The sequence below is a fragment of the Kitasatospora sp. NPDC093679 genome, assembly GCF_040683455.1.
GTDB classification, from domain to species: domain Bacteria; phylum Actinomycetota; class Actinomycetes; order Streptomycetales; family Streptomycetaceae; genus Kitasatospora; species Kitasatospora arboriphila.
In genome coordinates, this window is record NZ_JBFBDW010000017.1 from 25,043 (window position 1) to 41,522 (window position 16,480).

The 16,480-nt window shown below is 75.2% G+C and carries 17 protein-coding genes; 7 read left to right on the forward strand and 10 right to left on the reverse strand.

Going from position 1 to position 16,480, the window contains the following annotated elements; all coding sequences use genetic code 11:
- Nucleotides 1-76 precede the first annotated feature (76 nt).
- Complete coding sequence (locus tag AB0O09_RS16555; protein ID WP_363542390.1) at nt 77-787, reverse strand: VC0807 family protein; 711 nt, start codon at nt 785-787, stop codon at nt 77-79.
- Nucleotides 788-995: 208 nt separating this feature from the next.
- On the opposite strand from AB0O09_RS16555, the gene AB0O09_RS16560 reads away from it, so the two are divergent.
- From AB0O09_RS16560 to AB0O09_RS16580, 5 genes are read left to right on the forward strand one after another with little or no spacing between them, the layout of a single operon-like run.
- Nucleotides 996-2,006, forward strand: coding sequence for a ketoacyl-ACP synthase III (locus tag AB0O09_RS16560; protein WP_363542391.1), 1,011 nt, complete (start codon nt 996-998; stop codon nt 2,004-2,006).
- The gene (locus AB0O09_RS16565; protein WP_344623068.1) at nt 2,003-2,743 is read left to right on the forward strand and encodes a glycosyltransferase family 2 protein; all 741 of its coding nucleotides are present in this window, start codon (nt 2,003-2,005) and stop codon (nt 2,741-2,743) included. Before AB0O09_RS16560 ends, AB0O09_RS16565 begins: the two co-directional genes overlap by 4 nt.
- A gap of 11 nt (nt 2,744-2,754) precedes the next feature.
- A complete protein-coding gene (locus AB0O09_RS16570; protein WP_363542392.1) occupies nt 2,755-4,209 on the forward strand; it encodes a class I adenylate-forming enzyme family protein in 1,455 nt (484 codons plus the stop codon).
- Nucleotides 4,206-5,252, forward strand: coding sequence for a cytochrome P450 (locus AB0O09_RS16575; protein WP_363542393.1), 1,047 nt, complete (start codon nt 4,206-4,208; stop codon nt 5,250-5,252). The genes AB0O09_RS16570 and AB0O09_RS16575 overlap by 4 nt, the downstream gene beginning before the upstream one ends.
- 4 nt (nt 5,253-5,256) lie before the next feature.
- A complete protein-coding gene (locus tag AB0O09_RS16580) occupies nt 5,257-6,132 on the forward strand; it encodes an NAD(P)-dependent oxidoreductase (RefSeq protein WP_363542394.1) in 876 nt (291 codons plus the stop codon).
- Between the two features lie 53 nt (nt 6,133-6,185).
- On the opposite strand, the gene AB0O09_RS16585 is transcribed toward AB0O09_RS16580, so the two are convergent.
- The 4 genes from AB0O09_RS16585 to AB0O09_RS16600 all read right to left on the reverse strand — a co-directional run bounded on the left by AB0O09_RS16585 (nt 6,186) and on the right by AB0O09_RS16600 (nt 8,619).
- Nucleotides 6,186-6,386, reverse strand: a complete 201-nt coding sequence (locus AB0O09_RS16585) for a DUF5326 family protein (protein WP_030270022.1) — start codon at nt 6,384-6,386, stop codon at nt 6,186-6,188.
- Between the two features lie 171 nt (nt 6,387-6,557).
- Entirely contained in the window at nt 6,558-7,220 is a 663-nt protein-coding gene (tenA, locus tag AB0O09_RS16590; RefSeq protein ID WP_363542395.1) for a thiaminase II, read from the reverse strand.
- Nucleotides 7,221-7,275: 55 nt separating this feature from the next.
- Nucleotides 7,276-7,593 (reverse strand): cupin domain-containing protein, encoded by a 318-nt coding sequence (locus AB0O09_RS16595; protein ID WP_030270025.1) that lies wholly within the window; start codon nt 7,591-7,593, stop codon nt 7,276-7,278.
- A 96-nt stretch (nt 7,594-7,689) separates the two neighbouring features.
- On the reverse strand, nt 7,690-8,619 hold the full coding sequence (locus AB0O09_RS16600) for an LPXTG cell wall anchor domain-containing protein (RefSeq protein WP_363542396.1): 930 nt from the start codon (nt 8,617-8,619) through the stop codon (nt 7,690-7,692).
- Nucleotides 8,620-9,093: 474 nt separating this feature from the next.
- Between AB0O09_RS16600 and AB0O09_RS16605 the strand changes: the two genes are divergently transcribed.
- Complete coding sequence (locus tag AB0O09_RS16605; RefSeq protein WP_030270030.1) at nt 9,094-9,471, forward strand: phage holin family protein; 378 nt, start codon at nt 9,094-9,096, stop codon at nt 9,469-9,471.
- A gap of 16 nt (nt 9,472-9,487) precedes the next feature.
- Here the strand turns inward: AB0O09_RS16605 and AB0O09_RS16610 are convergent, their stop codons facing one another.
- Nucleotides 9,488-9,916: an SsgA family sporulation/cell division regulator gene (locus tag AB0O09_RS16610; RefSeq protein WP_363542397.1), complete on the reverse strand. Its 429-nt coding sequence runs from the start codon at nt 9,914-9,916 to the stop codon at nt 9,488-9,490.
- Between the two features lie 344 nt (nt 9,917-10,260).
- Here AB0O09_RS16610 and AB0O09_RS16615 point away from each other — a divergent pair, with 344 nt between their 5' ends.
- Nucleotides 10,261-10,788 (forward strand): NUDIX domain-containing protein, encoded by a 528-nt coding sequence (locus AB0O09_RS16615; RefSeq protein WP_344623060.1) that lies wholly within the window; start codon nt 10,261-10,263, stop codon nt 10,786-10,788.
- A 47-nt stretch (nt 10,789-10,835) separates the two neighbouring features.
- Here the strand turns inward: AB0O09_RS16615 and AB0O09_RS16620 are convergent, their stop codons facing one another.
- The 4 genes from AB0O09_RS16620 to pdhA form a co-directional block, all read right to left on the reverse strand.
- Complete coding sequence (locus AB0O09_RS16620; RefSeq protein WP_363542398.1) at nt 10,836-12,521, reverse strand: globin domain-containing protein; 1,686 nt, start codon at nt 12,519-12,521, stop codon at nt 10,836-10,838.
- Nucleotides 12,522-12,858: 337 nt separating this feature from the next.
- On the reverse strand, nt 12,859-14,190 hold the full coding sequence (locus AB0O09_RS16625; protein ID WP_363542399.1) for a dihydrolipoamide acetyltransferase family protein: 1,332 nt from the start codon (nt 14,188-14,190) through the stop codon (nt 12,859-12,861).
- Between the two features lie 5 nt (nt 14,191-14,195).
- The gene (locus tag AB0O09_RS16630; RefSeq protein ID WP_263104355.1) at nt 14,196-15,191 is read right to left on the reverse strand and encodes an alpha-ketoacid dehydrogenase subunit beta; all 996 of its coding nucleotides are present in this window, start codon (nt 15,189-15,191) and stop codon (nt 14,196-14,198) included.
- The gene (pdhA, locus tag AB0O09_RS16635; protein ID WP_363542400.1) at nt 15,191-16,333 is read right to left on the reverse strand and encodes a pyruvate dehydrogenase (acetyl-transferring) E1 component subunit alpha; all 1,143 of its coding nucleotides are present in this window, start codon (nt 16,331-16,333) and stop codon (nt 15,191-15,193) included. The genes AB0O09_RS16630 and pdhA overlap by 1 nt, the downstream gene beginning before the upstream one ends.
- Between the last annotated feature and the right edge of the window lie 147 nt (nt 16,334-16,480).

A 16,480-nucleotide genomic window follows, 5' to 3' on the forward strand; every position in this document is an offset into this window, starting at 1 on the left:
CCCTCGGCGCGCATGGCGGTCGGTCCCCGTGGTCGTGGTGCGGCTGGTGGTCGGTTGCTCGGCGGGGGCGTTCGGGTCACTCGGCGTCGGCGACGACCTGCTCGGCGATCCGCTCGGCGACCTTGTTGCCGGCGAGGATGCCGACGCCGATCGCGGCGACCAGGAAGACGGTGCCGAGCCAGGCCATGGTCTCCACCGGCAGGGTGTAGGCGCCGACGACCCGGGCGACGCACTCGGCGACCAGGACGGAGCCCCAGACGAGCGAGAAGGTGCGCTCCTGGCGGCGGAAGACGTCCGAGCCGGCGGCCAGCCGGTCCCAGGCGGCGTCCCGGGCGGCGATGCCCTTGACGATGAAGGGCTTGAGGCCGGCGGTCATCAGCGGGCGGCGGCCGAAGGCCGAGACGATGATCGAGATACCGATGATGCTGCTGATCGCGCCGTCCTTGGCGAGCATCAGCCGTGGGTCGCCGCTGATCGCGGAGAGCGCGATGCCGGCGGTGTTGACCACCAGCATGAGCAGCGCGAGCCCGTTGAGGGTGCGCTCGCGGAGCAGTCCGGCGACGGTGCGGACGGCCGGGACGGCGCTGGAGAGCGCCAGCGAGGGCACCAGGCCGAGGCCGAGGGCGCTGTGCGCGGCGAAGTAGACGCCGAGCGGGACGGCGACGTCGACCGCGAGCGGCCTGAGCGCCGCCAGCTTGGTGGCGGTGGCCTCGCTGCGGCCGCTCGTCGCGGTCCGCTCGGTCTGCTCGGTCGTGTCGATCGCCGCGGTGGTGGTGATGGTGGCCATGGTGTCCGCTCCCCGTTGTCGGTGGTGCCCTGTTCCCGATGCATCGAGAATCCCGTGGACGGGGGGTCGCCCGGCAGTGTCGGCCGCACCGGGATCCGCATGACGGATGTCACGGCCGCGTCCCGGCAGGGAGGTTGGGGGGAACACCGGCCGGTCCTGAGTACGGGTACTCAGGCCGTGGGCGTCCGTGCCCGGCAGCATGGCGGGCATGGACCTTCGATTCCCGAGCGTGGGCATCACCGCGGTGGGCGCCGGCCTGCCGGCCCGGGTGCTGACGTCGCAACAGCTCCAGGACGAGGTGGTGGCGGGGAGCGGACTCCGGCTCCCCGAGCGGATGTTCGAGAAGGCCACGGGCATCGTGACCCGCCGCTTCGCCGCCGACGACGAGTACGCCTCCACGCTGGCCCTGGCCGCCGCCCGGAACGCCCTCGACGGCGCCGGGTACGACCCGCTCGACATCGACCTGCTGGTGTACGCCTCCGCCACCCGGGACGTCTGCGAACCCGCCACCGCCCACCTGGTGCAGGCCGAACTCGGCTCCCGGGCGCACGCGTTCGACGTCTCCAACGCCTGCAACAGCTTCATCAACGGCATCGACGTGGCCCGCGCGATGATCCTCGCCGGACGGGCCCGGCGCGCCCTGGTGGTCACCGGTGAGACGCCCAGCCGGGCGATGCGCCGCGACCCGTCCGGTCTGGCCGACTTCCGGGACGGCTTCGCCGGCTACACCTTCGGCGACGCGGGTGCGGCCGTGGTCGTCGAGCCGGTCGAGCGCGGCGGGATCCTCGACGTGGAGACCGAGACGGCCTCCGAGCACTGGGCGGTCGGCGGGATACCCGGCGGCGGATCGCGCCACCCGCGCGGCGACGAGTACAGCTACTTCCGGGGCGGCGGCAAGGAGTTGCGCGGCGTCTTCGAGAAGATCGGCGGCGACATCCTGACCCGGGTGGCGGCCCGCACCGGCCTCGGCTGGGACGCCTACGCCCGGGTGCTGGTGCACCAGGTGACGCTGCCCTACCTGGAGCGCTTCGTGGAGCTCACCGGGGTGCCGGAGGAGAAGCTGGTGCTGACCGTGCCCGAGCTGGGCAACGTGGCCAGCGCCACCCTCGGCGTCCAGCTCGACCGGATCCACGGCCGACTCGCCTCCGGCGACAGGGTGCTGATGGTCGGCCTCGGCGGTGGTGTCAGCCTGATGACGATGGTCTGGGAGGTGCCGTGACCGCGCTCTGGGTGGTCGTCCCCGCGTACCGCGAGGAGGCCCGGATCGGCGGCACCCTGCGCGCCCTGGCCGCGCAGCGGGACACCGACTTCACGCTGCTGGTGGTGGACAACGCCTCGGACGACCGGACGGTCGCCGTGGTCGAGGAGTTCGCCGCCGGGGCGCCCTTCCCGGTGCACGTCCTGGTGGAGCCGGAGAAGGGCGTCGGCTGCGCCGTCGACACCGGGTTCCGGCACGCCATCGCGCACGGAGCCGGCCTGCTCGCCCGCACCGACGCCGACTGCCTGCCGGAACCCGGCTGGACGGCCGCCGCCCGCGCCGGGATGCTCGCCTCCCGCGGCCTGGTCTGCGGTCACATCACCGCCCGGCGCGACGAGCACGGGCCGGTCGGCCGCCGGGTGTTCCGGGCCCTGGTGGTGACGGGTGCCTTCTTCGGCCGGATCCGTCCCGCGCACCACCGCCGGCACGGCTTCCTGGTGCCCTACCGGATGCACGCGGGCAACAACATGGCGATCACCGCGGCCCTGTACGAGGCGGTCGGCGGGATGCCGCGCCGGCCCTCGCCGACCGACCGCACCTTCATCAACCGGGTCCGCCGGCACACCACCGCGATCGTGCAGCAGCGCGACATGGTGGTGCAGAACTCCACCCGCCGGATCCGCGCCTACGGCGTCCTCGGCACCGCCCGCTGGTACCTGGAGCGGGGCAGCGGTGGCCGCTCCGTCGACCCCCGATGAAGGAGCCGGACGTGCTCGACCACCTCAGCCGGGTGCTGCGCGAAGGCGCGGACCGCCCGGCCGTCCTCGGCTGCACCCGCAGCGGCTCCGTCCGGGTGCGGGCCCGCTGCGGCGAGATCGCCGACCTCGCCGACCGGTACGCCGCCGCGCTGCACCACGGCCACGGGCTGACCGCCGGGGACACCCTCGGTGTCGCCGTCCGGCCCGGGCCGCGCGCCCTGGCCCTGATGCTCGCCGCACACCGGCTCGGCCTGCGCGCCGCCGTCCTCGACCCGTCCGCCGGTCCCGACGTGCTGGTCGCCCGCCTCGAACTGGCCCGCCCCGCCCTGGTCGTCGCCGACGCCGCCGCGCAGGCCGTGGCCGGCTGGGCCCGCGGCCTCGCCCGCCGCGCCTCGCTGGAACTGCCCCGGCTGGACACGCTCGGCCCGGTCGCCACCGCCGGTCCGCGCCGCCCCGGCTGCGCCCCCGCCCTGCGCTCCACCGGCGGACGCCCGCCCGCCGGCTACGACGGGGACGGCGACGCCGTGATCGTCTTCACCTCCGGCACCACCTCGGCGCCGCGGGCCGTGGTGCACACCCGCGCCTCGGTCGCCGCCGGGATGCGGGCCGTCGCCGGGCTGGTCCGCCCGCAGGCCGGGCAGGCCGTGCTCGGCGGCACCTTCTTCGTCCTGGTGCCCTCGCTGGCGGCCGGTGCCACCGTCGCCCTGCCGGCCCGCTCGCCGAAGGTGCTCGGCCGGCAGGTCCGCCGCCTGGAACCCTCCGAGACCTATCTGACGCCGCCGCAGCTGCGCGGCCTCGACCACCTCACCGGCCGGGTCTGGACGGGCTCCGCCCCCGCCTCCGCCGAGCTGCTGCGCCGCGCCAAGCAGGCCGGCGCCACCGAGGCCTGGGGCGTGTACGCGCTCACCGAGCTGTTCCCGGCCGCGGCCGTCGAGGAGGCCGAGAAGTCCGCCTTCGACGGCGACGGCGACCTGCTCGGCCACCCGCTGCCCGGCGTCACCACCCGGCTCGCCGACGGCGGCGAACTGCTGCTCTCCGGGGCCGCCGCCCGCGACCGCTACCTCGGCGAACCCCCCGACCCGTGGGTGCGCACCGGCGACCGCGCCCGTCTGGACGCCGACGGCCGGATCGTGCTCGCCGGCCGCTGCAAGGACATGGTGCTGCGCCGCGCCGAGAACATCTACCCGGGTCTGTACGAGCCCGCCCTGCACCTGCCCGGTGTCGAACTCGCTCTGCTGGTGGGCGTGCCCGCCGGGGACGGCGACGAGCGGCTGGTCGCCCTCGTCCAGCCGCGCCGGGGCACCGACCCGCGGCGGCTGCGGGCCGACCTGGAGCGCCCGCTCGCCCGGATGGGCAGTGCCCGCCCCGACGCCGTGCTGCTCGGCGAGGTGCCGCTGGCCGGCCGCTCCCGCAAGCCCGACCGGGCCGCCGCCGCCCGGCTGTGCGCCCGCGAGCTGGCCCGGTGACCGGGGACACGGCCGCCCGGGCCCGCACCCACCGCACCGCCCGGCGGCTCGACCGCAGGGTCTACCTGGGCTCCCATCCGGTGCTGTTCACGCTGCTCGCGGCCACCCGGCGCCGCCCGGTGCTGCGCCTCGGCCGCACCGTGCTGGTGCACGGCGCCGAGGCGTACCGCGAGGTGCTCACCCGGGTCCCGCTGGACCGCACCGCCGAGGGCACCACCGGCGGCGCCGCCGCCCGGCGGACCGACGGCGGACTGCTCTTCGACCAGGACGGCGGCGAGCACCGGGCCGCCCGCCGCGACCTCACCGAACTGTTCGGGGCGAAGGGCACCGAACGGCTCCGCCCGGTCTGGCAGACCGTCCTCGACCGCCGCCTGGGCGAACTCACCGGCACGATCGACCTGGTGGACGTCGTCCGGGAGCTCGCCGGGGCCACCGCCGCCGCGCTCACCGGCTCCGACGCCGATCCGCTGCAGCTCGCCCGGGCCTGCGCCGACGCAGCCGCCGAGGCCGCCCGGGAGCACCTGCCGGGCCTGCCCCGGCGCACCTCCACGACGGCCGCCGAGCACCTCAACTCCCTGCTGCCGCAAGGCCGGGACGCCATGCTCGCGGTCGCCGCGGTCAACACCACGACCGCCGCGCTGCCCAGGGCCGCCGCCTGGTGCGCCCGGGCCGGCCTGTGGGACGAGGTTTCGCCCGAACTCGCCGTCGAGCTGCTCCGGTTGACGGCCCCTTCGCCGCTGCTGCCGCGGGTCGCCGGCGGCGACGGCACCGCGGACGGCTGCCCGATCGGCCGCGGCGACCGGCTCGTCCTGGTCGCCCGGCACGCGGCCGGCGCCCACCGCACCGGGCCCACCGACCCGCAGGCCGCCCAGGCGGTCTTCGGCGCGGGCCCGCACGCCTGTCCCGGCGCCCGGCTCGCCCGCGCCCAGCTCACCGACTTCCTGACCGCGCTGGCCCCGCACCGGCCGGTCGTCGTCCGGGCCTCGGTGGACCGGCGCGCCGCCCTGCCCGGCTACTCCTCGCTGCTCGTACGGAAGGGCTGACCGCATGCTCCGGATCGCCGTGACCGGCGCCAGCGGCTTCTGCGGCTCGTACGTCGCCCGGGCGGCCGCGGCCGGCGGCGCCGAGGTGCGCTGCCTGGGCCGCCGCCCCGGCCCGGTCGGCCGCCACGTCCGCTGGGACGCCGCCGCCGAGGCCCCCGACCTGGCCGGCGCGGACCTGGTGGTGCACTGCGCCGCCGCCGTCGGCGACCACCCGCCGGGCTCGTCCGCCGAGGCCGAGCAGCACGCCGTCAACGTGGACGGCACCGCCCGGCTGCTGGAGGCCGCGGCCGGTCGGCCCGTGGTGTTCGTCTCCAGCGCCAGCGTCTACGACCCGCGCGCCGACCGCGCCCTGGTCCGGGAGGACCACCCCACCGCCGGCGGCCACCGCAACGCCTACGGCCGTACCAAGGCCGCCGCCGACCGGCTGGCCCTGACGGCGGGCGCCGTGGTGCTGCGGCCGCGCGCCGTCTACGGGCCGGGCGATCCGCACCTGGTGCCGCGCCTGCTGGAGCGGGTCCGCCGCGGCCTCCTGCTGCTGCCCGGCCCGGACGTGCCGCTCAGCCTGACGGCCGTGCAGAATCTGGCCGACGCCTGCCTGGCCGCCGCCGACTGGGCGCCGGGCGCGTACAACATCGCCGACGCCCGGCCGTACCGCCGCGACGCCGCCGTCCGCACGGTGCTCGCCGGGCTGGGCGTCCGGGTGCGGATCGGCCACGTGCCGACCGCCGCCGCCGAGTTCGCGGCCCGCCGCGGCCTGCTGCCCGGACTCACCCCGTACGCCGTGGACCAGCTCGCCCGGCCCGTGGTGCTGGACACCGCGAAGGCCGCCGGCCGGGGCTTTCGGCCGCGGTGGGAGCTGGCCTCCGCACTCGCGGCCTGACGCGCCCGGGCCCCGGACACCGTGGGGTGTCCGGGGCCCGGGGGCTGTCCGGCTCAGCTCTTGGCGGCCTTCTTGACCAGGATCACCACCGCGGCGCCGAGGCCGACGACCAGCAGGACCTTGATCAGGAATCCGATCAGCGAGCTGACCACGCCGACCACGAACCAGATCAGGTTCCAGGCCAGGATCAGCACCAGGATCGGGACGACGATGTTGCGCACCCACGAGGGCAGCGACTTCCAGAGCTCGGCCATGTCCGTTCCTTCTCTCCCCTCGGGCTCGGCGCCGGTCCGTCCGCCGCTTTCCCGCTCGCTTCCGATGCTTCGATCGTAGGCGGCACCGGGACGCCGATCGAGGGCCGGCGGCCCGGAGAGAACCCGGAGATCACCCCGAGGCCGACCACCGGGTCATCCCTCACGGGGCCGTCAGACCGGCCAGGTCTCGCCCCGCCAGGCCGCGTCCCAGAACATCCACTCGTAGCGCGAGGTGGTGCTGAAGTGCCGTACCGCCCGGCGCCGTTCGGCCGGGGAGATCTCCTCGCCGAGCCGGTCGGTGAGGTCGAGCACCCGCCGGACGACCGACTGGAAGGCCTCGTCGCCGTAGGTGGCGATCCACTTGGCGTAGAGCGGGTCGGGGGAGGACTTCGCCAGCAGCTCCTCGCCGACCCGGGCGTAGATCCAGTAGCAGGGCAGCACCGCGGCGACCGCCTCGGCGAAGGAGCCGCCGTGCACGGTGGCCAGCAGGTAGCTGGTGTAGGCGAGGGTGGTGGGCAGCACCGGTTCGGCGGCGGCCTGCTCGGCGCTCTCGCCGAAGGCGGTGAGGAACGCGCCGTGCATCTCCTGCTCGGCGGCGAGCGCGCCCACCGCGTCGTCGGCGAAGGCCCGCACGTCGGCCTCGTGCGGCGCCCTGGCGGCGCAGACGGCCAGGGCCCGAGCGTAGTCGCGCAGGTAGTGCGAGTCCTGCACCACGAAGTGGCGGAAGGCCTGCCGGGGGAGGGTGCCGTCGGTGAGGCCGGCCAGGAAGGGGTGGGCCAGGATCTCCTCGTAGACCGGCTCGATCGCCGACCAGAGTTCGTCGGTCAGGGCCACTGCTCTCGCTCCTCGTGTCGGGTGGTCGCGCCCGGCCGACCCTATCCGGCGGAGGTCAGTCCTCGGGCGGCGAGAAGATCACCAGGACGCGCAGCTCCTCGGTGATGTGGTGGAAGCGGTGCGGCACCCCGGCCGGCACGTAGACGACGCTGCCGCGGCCCACGGTGGCGGTCTCCCGGCCGACGGTGATCTCGGCCCGGCCGCTGATCACCTGGTAGATCTCGTCCTGGGCGTGCGGGGCCTGGGTGTCGGTCTCGCCGGGGGCGAGCGCGTACAGGCCGGCGGACATGTTCCGCTCCTTGAGGAACTGCAGGTAGGAGCCCTGGTGGGCGGCCCGTTCCGCGTCCAGCTCGTCCAGCCGGAAGACCTTCATCGCGCGCTGCTCCTCTCCTGGTCGGGGACCATTCAACACCCGGACGGGCTCCGGCCCGGCACCCGCGCGGGTACCGGGCCGGAGGGTGCGCACGCGTCAGGCGCGGTGGGCACCGGCGTTGCGGCGGCGCAGCACGACGAGCGTGCCGACGCCGAGCGCCAGCACACCGGCGCCGGCGGCCGCGATCGCACCGGAGTGGTCGCCGCCACCGGTGTTGGCGAGGCGGTCGCCGGCCTGTGCCTTCGCCTTGGTCACGTCTGTGCTGGAGGGCCGCTTGGTCGTCAGCGCGCCGCCCTGCGGGGCGGTGGGCTTGCCGGTCGGCTTGCGGGTCGGCTTGCCGGTCGGCGTCGCGGTCGGCTTGCCGGTGGGCTTGCCGGTGGGCGTCGCGGTCGGCTTGCCGGTCGGGGTGGTGGTGCCCGCCACGATCGTGAAGGGCTGGACGGGCCCGGTGACGACGGGATCGGCGTCGGGCTCCTCCGCGCTCTCGTCGACCGGGAAGACCGCGGCGGCGGGCGTGGCGGTGGCCTTGCCCGGCTTGGCACCGGCGGTCAGGCTGAGGCGGACGGCGATGCTCACGCTCTCGCCGGCGGGGAGGGAGATGAAGGGGTCCTGGTCGGAGTCCTCGGGGCCGACCTGGGCCAGCACCACGGCGAGGTCGGAGCCGTCCTCCGGGGTGTCGACCTCGACGGTGGCGTTCTTCCACACACCGCTGTCGGGGTCCTTGTACTGGGCCTTCACCTGGTCGACCGCCAGGTGGTCGGCCGAGGCGAGGAGCACGGCCGGGAGGAGCACCGCGTCGCCGCCGGTGTTGGTGATCTCCTGGGTGAAGGAGACCTGGGCGCCGCCGGCGGTGATCTGGCCGGGGAAGTCCTTCAGGGAGAGGGCGGCACCCGTCTTGGCGGGCGCGGCCTTGGCGATGCCCGGCACGGCGGCGGGGGCGGCCAGGGCGGCGGGTGCGGCCGCGAGGGCGGCACCCGTCACGAGCGTCGTGGCGGCGGAGACCGCCAGGGCACGGCGCAGCTTCATCGAAACCTCACAGGTCTGCCGGCACACCCGGTGTGCCGGCACGGGGGAGTGACATGGGGCGGCGTCGCCAGGACGCCGCCGACCTGCGGATTTCCGCACGATCGAAGCCGGATCGTATCCAGATGAATAAGTGCTGGATAAGGGCGGGGTGCCCACCGGGAGGAGGCGTCACGTCCACGGCTCCGGCACGTCACGGACACCTGGTGCCGACATCCGGAATCCAAAGTTCCACGGTTCGTCAGCACCCCTTCCGGGCCGCCGAGATGGCGAGCCGGGCGACGGATGGCGCCGTCCCGCCCCCCGGGCGGACGGACTGCGCCGACGCACAGGGGGAGCCGCGCGGCGCGGCCCGCCGGGGCGTGACGGGAATCACGTCACCGGTCGGCGGGCGGGGTGTCCCGGGATCGGCACGGGTTCACGACGTAACCGCCGGGAGCTTCCCAGCGGGCGGGCGGCCTGCCACCATCCGGTGCCATGAAGAGTTTCGTGATCAAAACGCTCATCAACGCGGCGGCGATCTGGGTCGCCGCCTGGATCGTCGACGGGATCACCCTCTCGGACGGGAGCTGGGGCCACCAGGCGCTGACCGTGATCGCGGTGGCGCTGGTCTTCGGCGTGGTCAACTTCCTGATCAAGCCGTTCGTGAAGCTGCTCTCGCTGCCGCTGTTCGTGCTCACGCTCGGCCTGATCACCTTCGTGATCAACGCGCTGATGCTGTGGCTGACGTCCTGGGCGTCCGACAAGATCGGCCTGGACTTCCACGTCTCGGGCTTCTGGTCGGCGCTGCTCGGCGCCCTGATCATCAGCGTGGTCTCGTGGGGCCTCGACCTGGCCCTGGGGGACGACGACTGAACCGCCGGGCGGGGCGTCAGCCCGCGTTCTCGCAGCCGCCGCTGAGGATCAGGTCGAGCTGGGCCTCCAGTTCGACCTCGCTCTCCTCCTGGCCCATCGGCACCAGCCGGTCGGTGCGGGCGAGGAAGGCGATCAGCGGCGGGGCGGGGGCGTGCAGGGTGGCGTCGCCGTCGGGCGAGCGCAGCACCACGCCGATCTCGGCGAGGTCCTCGCCGATCGGGTGGATGTGGACGTCCCCCTCGCCGGCCGGCCGGCTGATGCCGTCGACCAGCAGCTCGCGGGCGAAGTACCAGGTGACCGGGGTGTCCCCGGGCAGGTGGAAGGTGAAGCGGACCGCGTACGGGTCGTCGGTGTCGTAACCGAGGTCGACGGCGATGCCGACGGAGAGCTCGGCGCCCGCCACGAGGTTCATCACCACGTGGCCCTGGACTGTGCTGCTGTGCATGCCGCGCTACCTCCGCGATCCGTTGGTGTCGCCTGCCCCGGCTGGCGGCCATTGCAGCACAGGGACCACCCCGCTTCAATGATTACAGCGGGTGAAGACGCCAAATGAGCTTCAATACGAAGGCCAAAGCCTATTCGAATCTTAGTGATCGACCACACCTTCCGAGGCGACCTTCGAATGGAAGATCCAATACCGTGACCGCCCGGTCCTGCTCGAACACGCAGCGGCACGCCGAATCATCCGTTCGGCCCAACGTTTTCCTCCTGTTCGCCCATGTGTGCGAGTTTCATTCCCCCCGGCGCGCGGGAGAATCCCGCACAACCCCCGCGCCTCCGGAGGTGGCCATGGCCGTCCCCGTCCGCCCCGTCGTCAAGCGCACCGCGCGGGCGATCCTGCTGGAGGACGACCCCGGCGATCCGCACGCGCCCGCCACCATCGTGCTGATCCGGCGCGTCCGGCCGGGCGCGGCACACCCGTACTGGATCACCCCCGGCGGCGGCGTGGAGCCGGAGGACCGCTCGGTCGTCGACGCCCTGCACCGCGAACTGGACGAGGAGCTCGGCGCCAAGGCCGTCGACGTGGTGCCCGCCTTCGTCGACACCGTCGCCCACTCCCACCACGACGACGGCACCCCCGCCCACCCGCACGGGGTGAAGGTCCAGCACTTCTTCGTCTGCCGGCTGGCCTCCATGGACCTCTCCCGGCGGCACGGTCCCGAACTGGAGGACCCGAACGGCGAGTACGAGATCGTCCGGCTGCCGTTCACCCGCGAGGGGGTCACCTCGGTCAACGTCGTGCCGCCGAGCCTGCGCGCCTACCTGGCGGCCAACATCGAGGGCGTCCGCGCCCTGCTCGCCCGCGACCTGGCCTGAGCCGGACCGGGCCCGCCGGGCGCCCGGGAGGGCCTCCCGCCCGCGGCTCACCCGGCGGGCTGCTCGGCCGCGAGGTCGTGGTGGATCCGGTCCTGCGCGACCCCGGCCCGCAGCAGCACCCCGACGGCCCGGCGCACCATCGCCGCGGGCCCGCTCACGAAGGCGTCGTGGCCGTGCCAGGGCGCGTACCGGGAGACGACCTCGGGCAGCAGGCCGACCACCGCCTCGCCGGGCGCCGTGCCCGGCGACTCGACCACCGGGTGCACCTTCAGCCAGGGGTGCCTCCGGTCGAGCCGGCGCAGTTCCTCCAGGGCGTAGAGCTCGGGCAGGCTGCGGGCGCCGTAGAAGACCTCGACCGAGCGGCCGTTCACGCCGTGCTCGGCGACCTCCTCCACCAGCGCGGCGAGCGGGGCGATCCCGGTGCCGCCGCCCAGGCAGAGCAGGTCCGCACCGCGGGCGTGGTCGACGACCATCCCGCCCGTCGCCGGGCCCAGCCGCAGCACGTCCCCGGGCGCCGCCCGGCCGACCAGGGCGGTGCTCACCCAGCCCGCCTGCACGCCCTTGACGTGGAAGGTCAGCAGTCCGTCCGGGCGCGGCGCCCCGGCCAGCGAGTAGGGCCGCCAGACCCGCGGCCACCAGGGCGTCTCCACCGCCGCGTACTGGCCGGCGCGGAACGGGTAGGGATGGTCGGGCCGGACGGTGAGCACCGCGACGTCACCGGTCCGGCGCTCGTGCGAGACGACCTCGGCGTGCCACCAGGCGGGCGCGGTGCGGGCGGACTCCTCGGCCGCCTCGATCATGATCCCGGAGACCAGCCGGTACACCCGGCGCCAGGCCAGCTCCGTCTCGGCGTCCCAGCGGTCGCCGGAGTACTTGGCGAGCGCGGCCACCAGGCACTCCCCCACCGGCGCGTAGTGCGCGGTCCGCACGCCGTACTTGCGGTGGGCGCGGCCGAGCCCGGTGAGGTACTCGGCGAGCTTCGCCGGCTCCCCGGCGCTGCGGGCGGCCGTCATCAGCGCCCGGAACAACCGGTCGCGCTGCACGTCCATGGCGGCCGGGAAGAGCGCCCGGACCTCCGGGTGGTGGAGGAAGATCAGCGCGTAGAAGTGCGCGGTGGCACGGTCGGCGACCGGTTCGACGGCCGCCAGGCTGTCCCGGATCAGGGCGAGGTCGCGCGGGGTGGGCGGCAGCTCGGCCTCCGGGGACGCGATCCCCGGCAGCTGCCCGGGCGGCGGGACGGGGAGCGGTGCGCCCTCCGTCCAGGCCCGGCTCCAGCGGTCGCCGGGGCCGGACCGGTTGAGGGCGGGGGCACCGGTGAACCGCGGTGCGGGCGGCGGCCCGGCCGGGGCGTCCGGGCCCGCGTCCGGGCGGCCGGGCGCCGGAATGCGCGGCGGCACCGCGGGCGGCGCAGGAACGGCGGGCAGGGCCGGTCGGGGCGCCGGACCGGGCCCGGCGGGGCCGGCCGAAGCGGACGGGAGCACGGCGGGCGGGGCCACCGGGGCGGGTGCCGCGAGGGCGGAGGCCGCCGGGGCGGGTGCCGCGAGGGCGGGGGCCACGGGGACGGGGGCCGCCGGGGCGGGTGCCACGGGGACGGGCAGGGTGTCGGCCGTGGAGTCCGGGACGGCGGGGGTGGGGGTGGTGGGGGCGGTGGATTCGGCCGGGGCCAGCCCCGGAACGGCGGACGGTCCGGCGGAGCCCGAGCCTGCTCTGACCCGCAGCGGACGTGCCCTCAATGCGACATGACGAGTACCCAAGAGAATCGTTTCGCTTCCGGTCGCCCTGCAGCCACGCGGCTGGCTTCTCTCTGCTGACGCCCTCAGCAGACTGGCACGGCCCGGATGCTCGTCCCACGAATCAACGGAACCCCGGACACACGACCGCGGGACGCGCTAGTCTCGCGCAACTCGCGCCCCCCGTCCCCCGGTGCGCGCCCGGGCGCCCGTGACCGGGCGCCCGCGGGACGTCGAGCGCCCTCCTGCATCCGCGCGCCGGGAACGCCGACGGGCCGGGCCCCGACAGGAGCCCGGCCCGGTGCGGGTCGGAGGTGATCCGCCGGCGAACGGCGAACGGCTACAGCGTGCGCAGCAGCAGTCCCGGCTGCTCGACGCAGTCCGCGACGAAGCGCAGGAAGCCGCCGGCCGTACCGCCGTCGCACACCCGGTGGTCGAAGGTGAACGACAGCTGGGTGACCTGCCGGACGGCGAGCTCGCCCTCGTGCACCCACGGCTTCGGCGTGATCCGGCCGACGCCGAGCATCGCCGCCTCCGGGTGGTTGAGGATCGGCGTGGAGCCGTCCACCCCGAAGACCCCGTAGTTGTTCAGGGTGAAGGTGCCGCCGGTGAGTTCGGCCGGGGTGAGCGAACCGGCCCGGGCCGACTCGGTGAGCCGGGCGAGCTCGGCGGTGAGCTTCTCGGTGCCGAGCAGATGGGCGTCGCGGACCACCGGGACGACCAGACCGCGGTCGCTCTGCGCGGCGAAGCCGAGGTGGACCACCCGGTGCCGGAGGATCTGCGAACCGTCCGGCGAGACGCTGGAGTTCAGCTCGGGGAAGCGCTCCAGCGCGGCCGTGCAGATCCGGGCGAGCAGCGCCAGCACGCTGACCTTGGGACCGGGGGAACGGTTCAACTGGGCGCGCAGTGCCATCAGTTCGGTGGCGTCGGCATCCACCCAGCAGGTGGCGGCCGGGATCTCCCGGTGACTGCGGCCGAGCTTCTCGGCGATGGTGCGCCGCAGACCGCGCAGCGGGATCACCTCGGCGTCCCGGTCGGCCGGTGCCGTGACCGGCGCGGCCGCGACGGGCGCGGCCGCGGCGGTGTCCACCGCGCGCTGGACGTCCGCACGCATGATGAGCCCGTCCGGACCGCTGCCGGCCAGGGCGGCCAGGTCGATGCCGTGGTCCCGGGCCATCCGGCGGACCAGCGGCGAGATCACCGGCACCACGGCCGGGACGGCCGCCGCGGCCGGTGCCGGGGCGGCCGGAACGGCCACCGGGACGGGAGCGGGCGCCTGGACGGCCGCGGACGCGGCGGCCCGGACCCGGGCCCGGCGGCTGCCGCGCGACTCGGCGACGCCGTAGCCGACCAGCGGGCGCTCCACCGGCTCGCCGGGGCCGCCCGCGGGCGCCGCGGCGGAGTCCGCCGCACCGGTGCCGCCGCTGCCGGAGACCGCGACGGTCACCAGCGGGGCGCCGACCGGCACCTCCTCGCCGACCTCGCCGAACAGGGCGGTGACCACGCCGCCGTACGGGCAGGGCACCTCCACCACGGCCTTGGCGGTCTCCACCTCGACCACCGGCTGGTCGACGGCGATGACCTCACCGACCTCGACCATCCACCGCACGACCTCGGCCCCGGTGAGACCCTCGCCGAGGTCGGGCAGGGTGAACTCGCGGACGACGGGCATCACAGTCACTCCTCCCACTGCAGCCGGGCGACCGCGTCCAGGATCCGGTCCACCCCGGGCAGGTGGTGGTGCTCCAGCATCGGCGCCGGGTAGGGGATGTCGAAGCCGCTGACCCGCAGCACGGGGGCGGCCAGGTGGTGGAAGCACTTCTCGGTGAGCCGGGCGGCGATCTCCGCGCCCGGGCCGGCGAAGCCGGTGGCCTCGTGGACGACGACGGCGCGGCCGACCGACCGGACGACCTCGCAGGCGGTCTCCTCGTCGAAGGGGACGAGCGAACGCAGGTCGAGCACCGCGAGGTCCCAGCCCTCGGCCTTGGCGGCCTCGGCGGCCTCCAGGCAGACCGGCAGCGAGGGCCCGTAGGTGATCAGCACGGCGGAGCGGCCGGTGCGGCGCAGCACGGCCTTGCCGATCGGCTCGACGGGCGCCGCCGGGTCCCACTCGGACTTGCCCCAGTAGAGCCGCTTGGGCTCCAGGAAGACGACCGGGTCGTCGGAGGCGATGGCCTCGCGGAGCAGGCCGTAGGCGTCGTGGACGGTGGCCGGGGTGACCACGTGCAGACCGGGGGTCTGGACGTAGTACGCCTCGGAGGAGTCGCTGTGGTGCTCGACGCCGCCGATGCCGCCGCCGTAGGGGACGCGGACGGTGATCGGCAGCGGCAGCTTGCCGGCGGTGCGGTTGCGCATCTTGGCGACGTGCGAGAACAGCTGCTCCAGCGCCGGGTAGGCGAAGGCGTCGAACTGCATCTCCACGACCGGGCGCAGGCCGTACATGGCCATGCCGACCGCGGTGCCGAGGATGCCGGCCTCGGCGAGCGGGGTGTCCAGGCAGCGGTCCGGGCCGAACTCGGCGGTCAGGCCGTCGGTGATCCGGAAGACGCCGCCGAGCCTGCCGACGTCCTCGCCCATGACGTGCACGGTCGGGTCGGCCTGCATGGCGTCGCGCAGGGCCGCGTTGAGCGCCTGCGCCATGGTGCTGGTGCGGGCGGAGACAACTGTCGTCATCAGTGGTGCACCTCGGCCTCGGCGGCCAGTTCGGCGGCGAGCTGGGCGGCCTGCTCGCGCAGCTGCGGCGTGGGTTCGGCGTAGACGTGGGCGAAGAGCGACATCGGGTCGAGCTGCGGGTCCTCGTGGAACTCGGCGCGCATCCGGGCGGCCAGCGCCTCGGCCTCGTCGGCGGCCTCCTGGACGAGGGTGTCGTCGAGGACGCCGAGCGGACGCAGGTGGCGCTCCATCAGCAGGATCGGGTCGTGCTCGCGCCAGGCGGCGACCTCGTCGTCCGTCCGGTAGCGGGTGGCGTCGTCGGCGTTGGTGTGCGCCTCGACGCGGTAGGTGAGCGCCTCGACGAGGGTCGGGCCGCCGCCGCCCCGGGCCCGCTCGAACGCCTCGGTGAGGACGGCGTGCACGGCGGGGGCGTCGTTGCCGTCGACCAGTCGGCCCGGCATGCCGTAGCCGACCGCCTTGTGGGCCAGGGTCGGGGCGGCGGACTGCTGGGTGAGCGGGACGGAGATCGCGTAGCCGTTGTTCTGGACGAGGAACACGACCGGGGCGTTCAGCACCGCGGCGAAGTTCAGAGCCTCGTGGAAGTCGCCCTCGCTGGTGCCGCCGTCGCCGAGCATGGCGAGCGCGACGACCGGGTCGCCGGCCAGCCGGGCCGCGTGGGCGAGGCCCACCGCGTGCGGGGCCTGGGTGGCGAGCGGGGTGGAGAGCGGGGCGGTGCGGGTGGCGCGCGGGTCGTAGCCGGTGTGGGCGTTGCCGCGCAGCAGGGTGAGGGCCTCCAGCGGGTCCACGCCGCGGGCGACCACGGCGAGGGTGTCGCGGTAGCTGGGGAACAGCCAGTCCTGCTCGCGCAGCGCCATCGCGGCCGCGACCTCGCAGGCCTCCTGGCCGGTGGTGGCCGGGTAGACGGCGAGGCGGCCCTGCTTGGTGAGGGTGGTGGCCTGCTGGTTGTAGCGGCGGCCGACGACCAGGCGCCGGTACAGCTCGCGCAGCAGGGCCGGGTCGGTCTTCTCCAGTGCCGGGGTGCCCAGGACACGGAAGGGGGAGTCGTCCGGCAGCAGCGGGGCGGGGTCGGTCCGCGGGGCGGTGGCACCGGGCAGCCAGCCGGGTACGGCGGCTGCCTGGTGTCGGTGGTCGAGAACGGTCATCTCGGGGCACCTCCGGAGTGGTGGGGGCTCCCTACCGATTGTTCGGTCGTCTGTTCATCTTGACCAGATGTGCGACAGGGTGGTGGACAATCGGCCTGATCGGCGGTCGACTGGAGGCAGCACGTCCAATCAGGGAGGGTGGGGGGC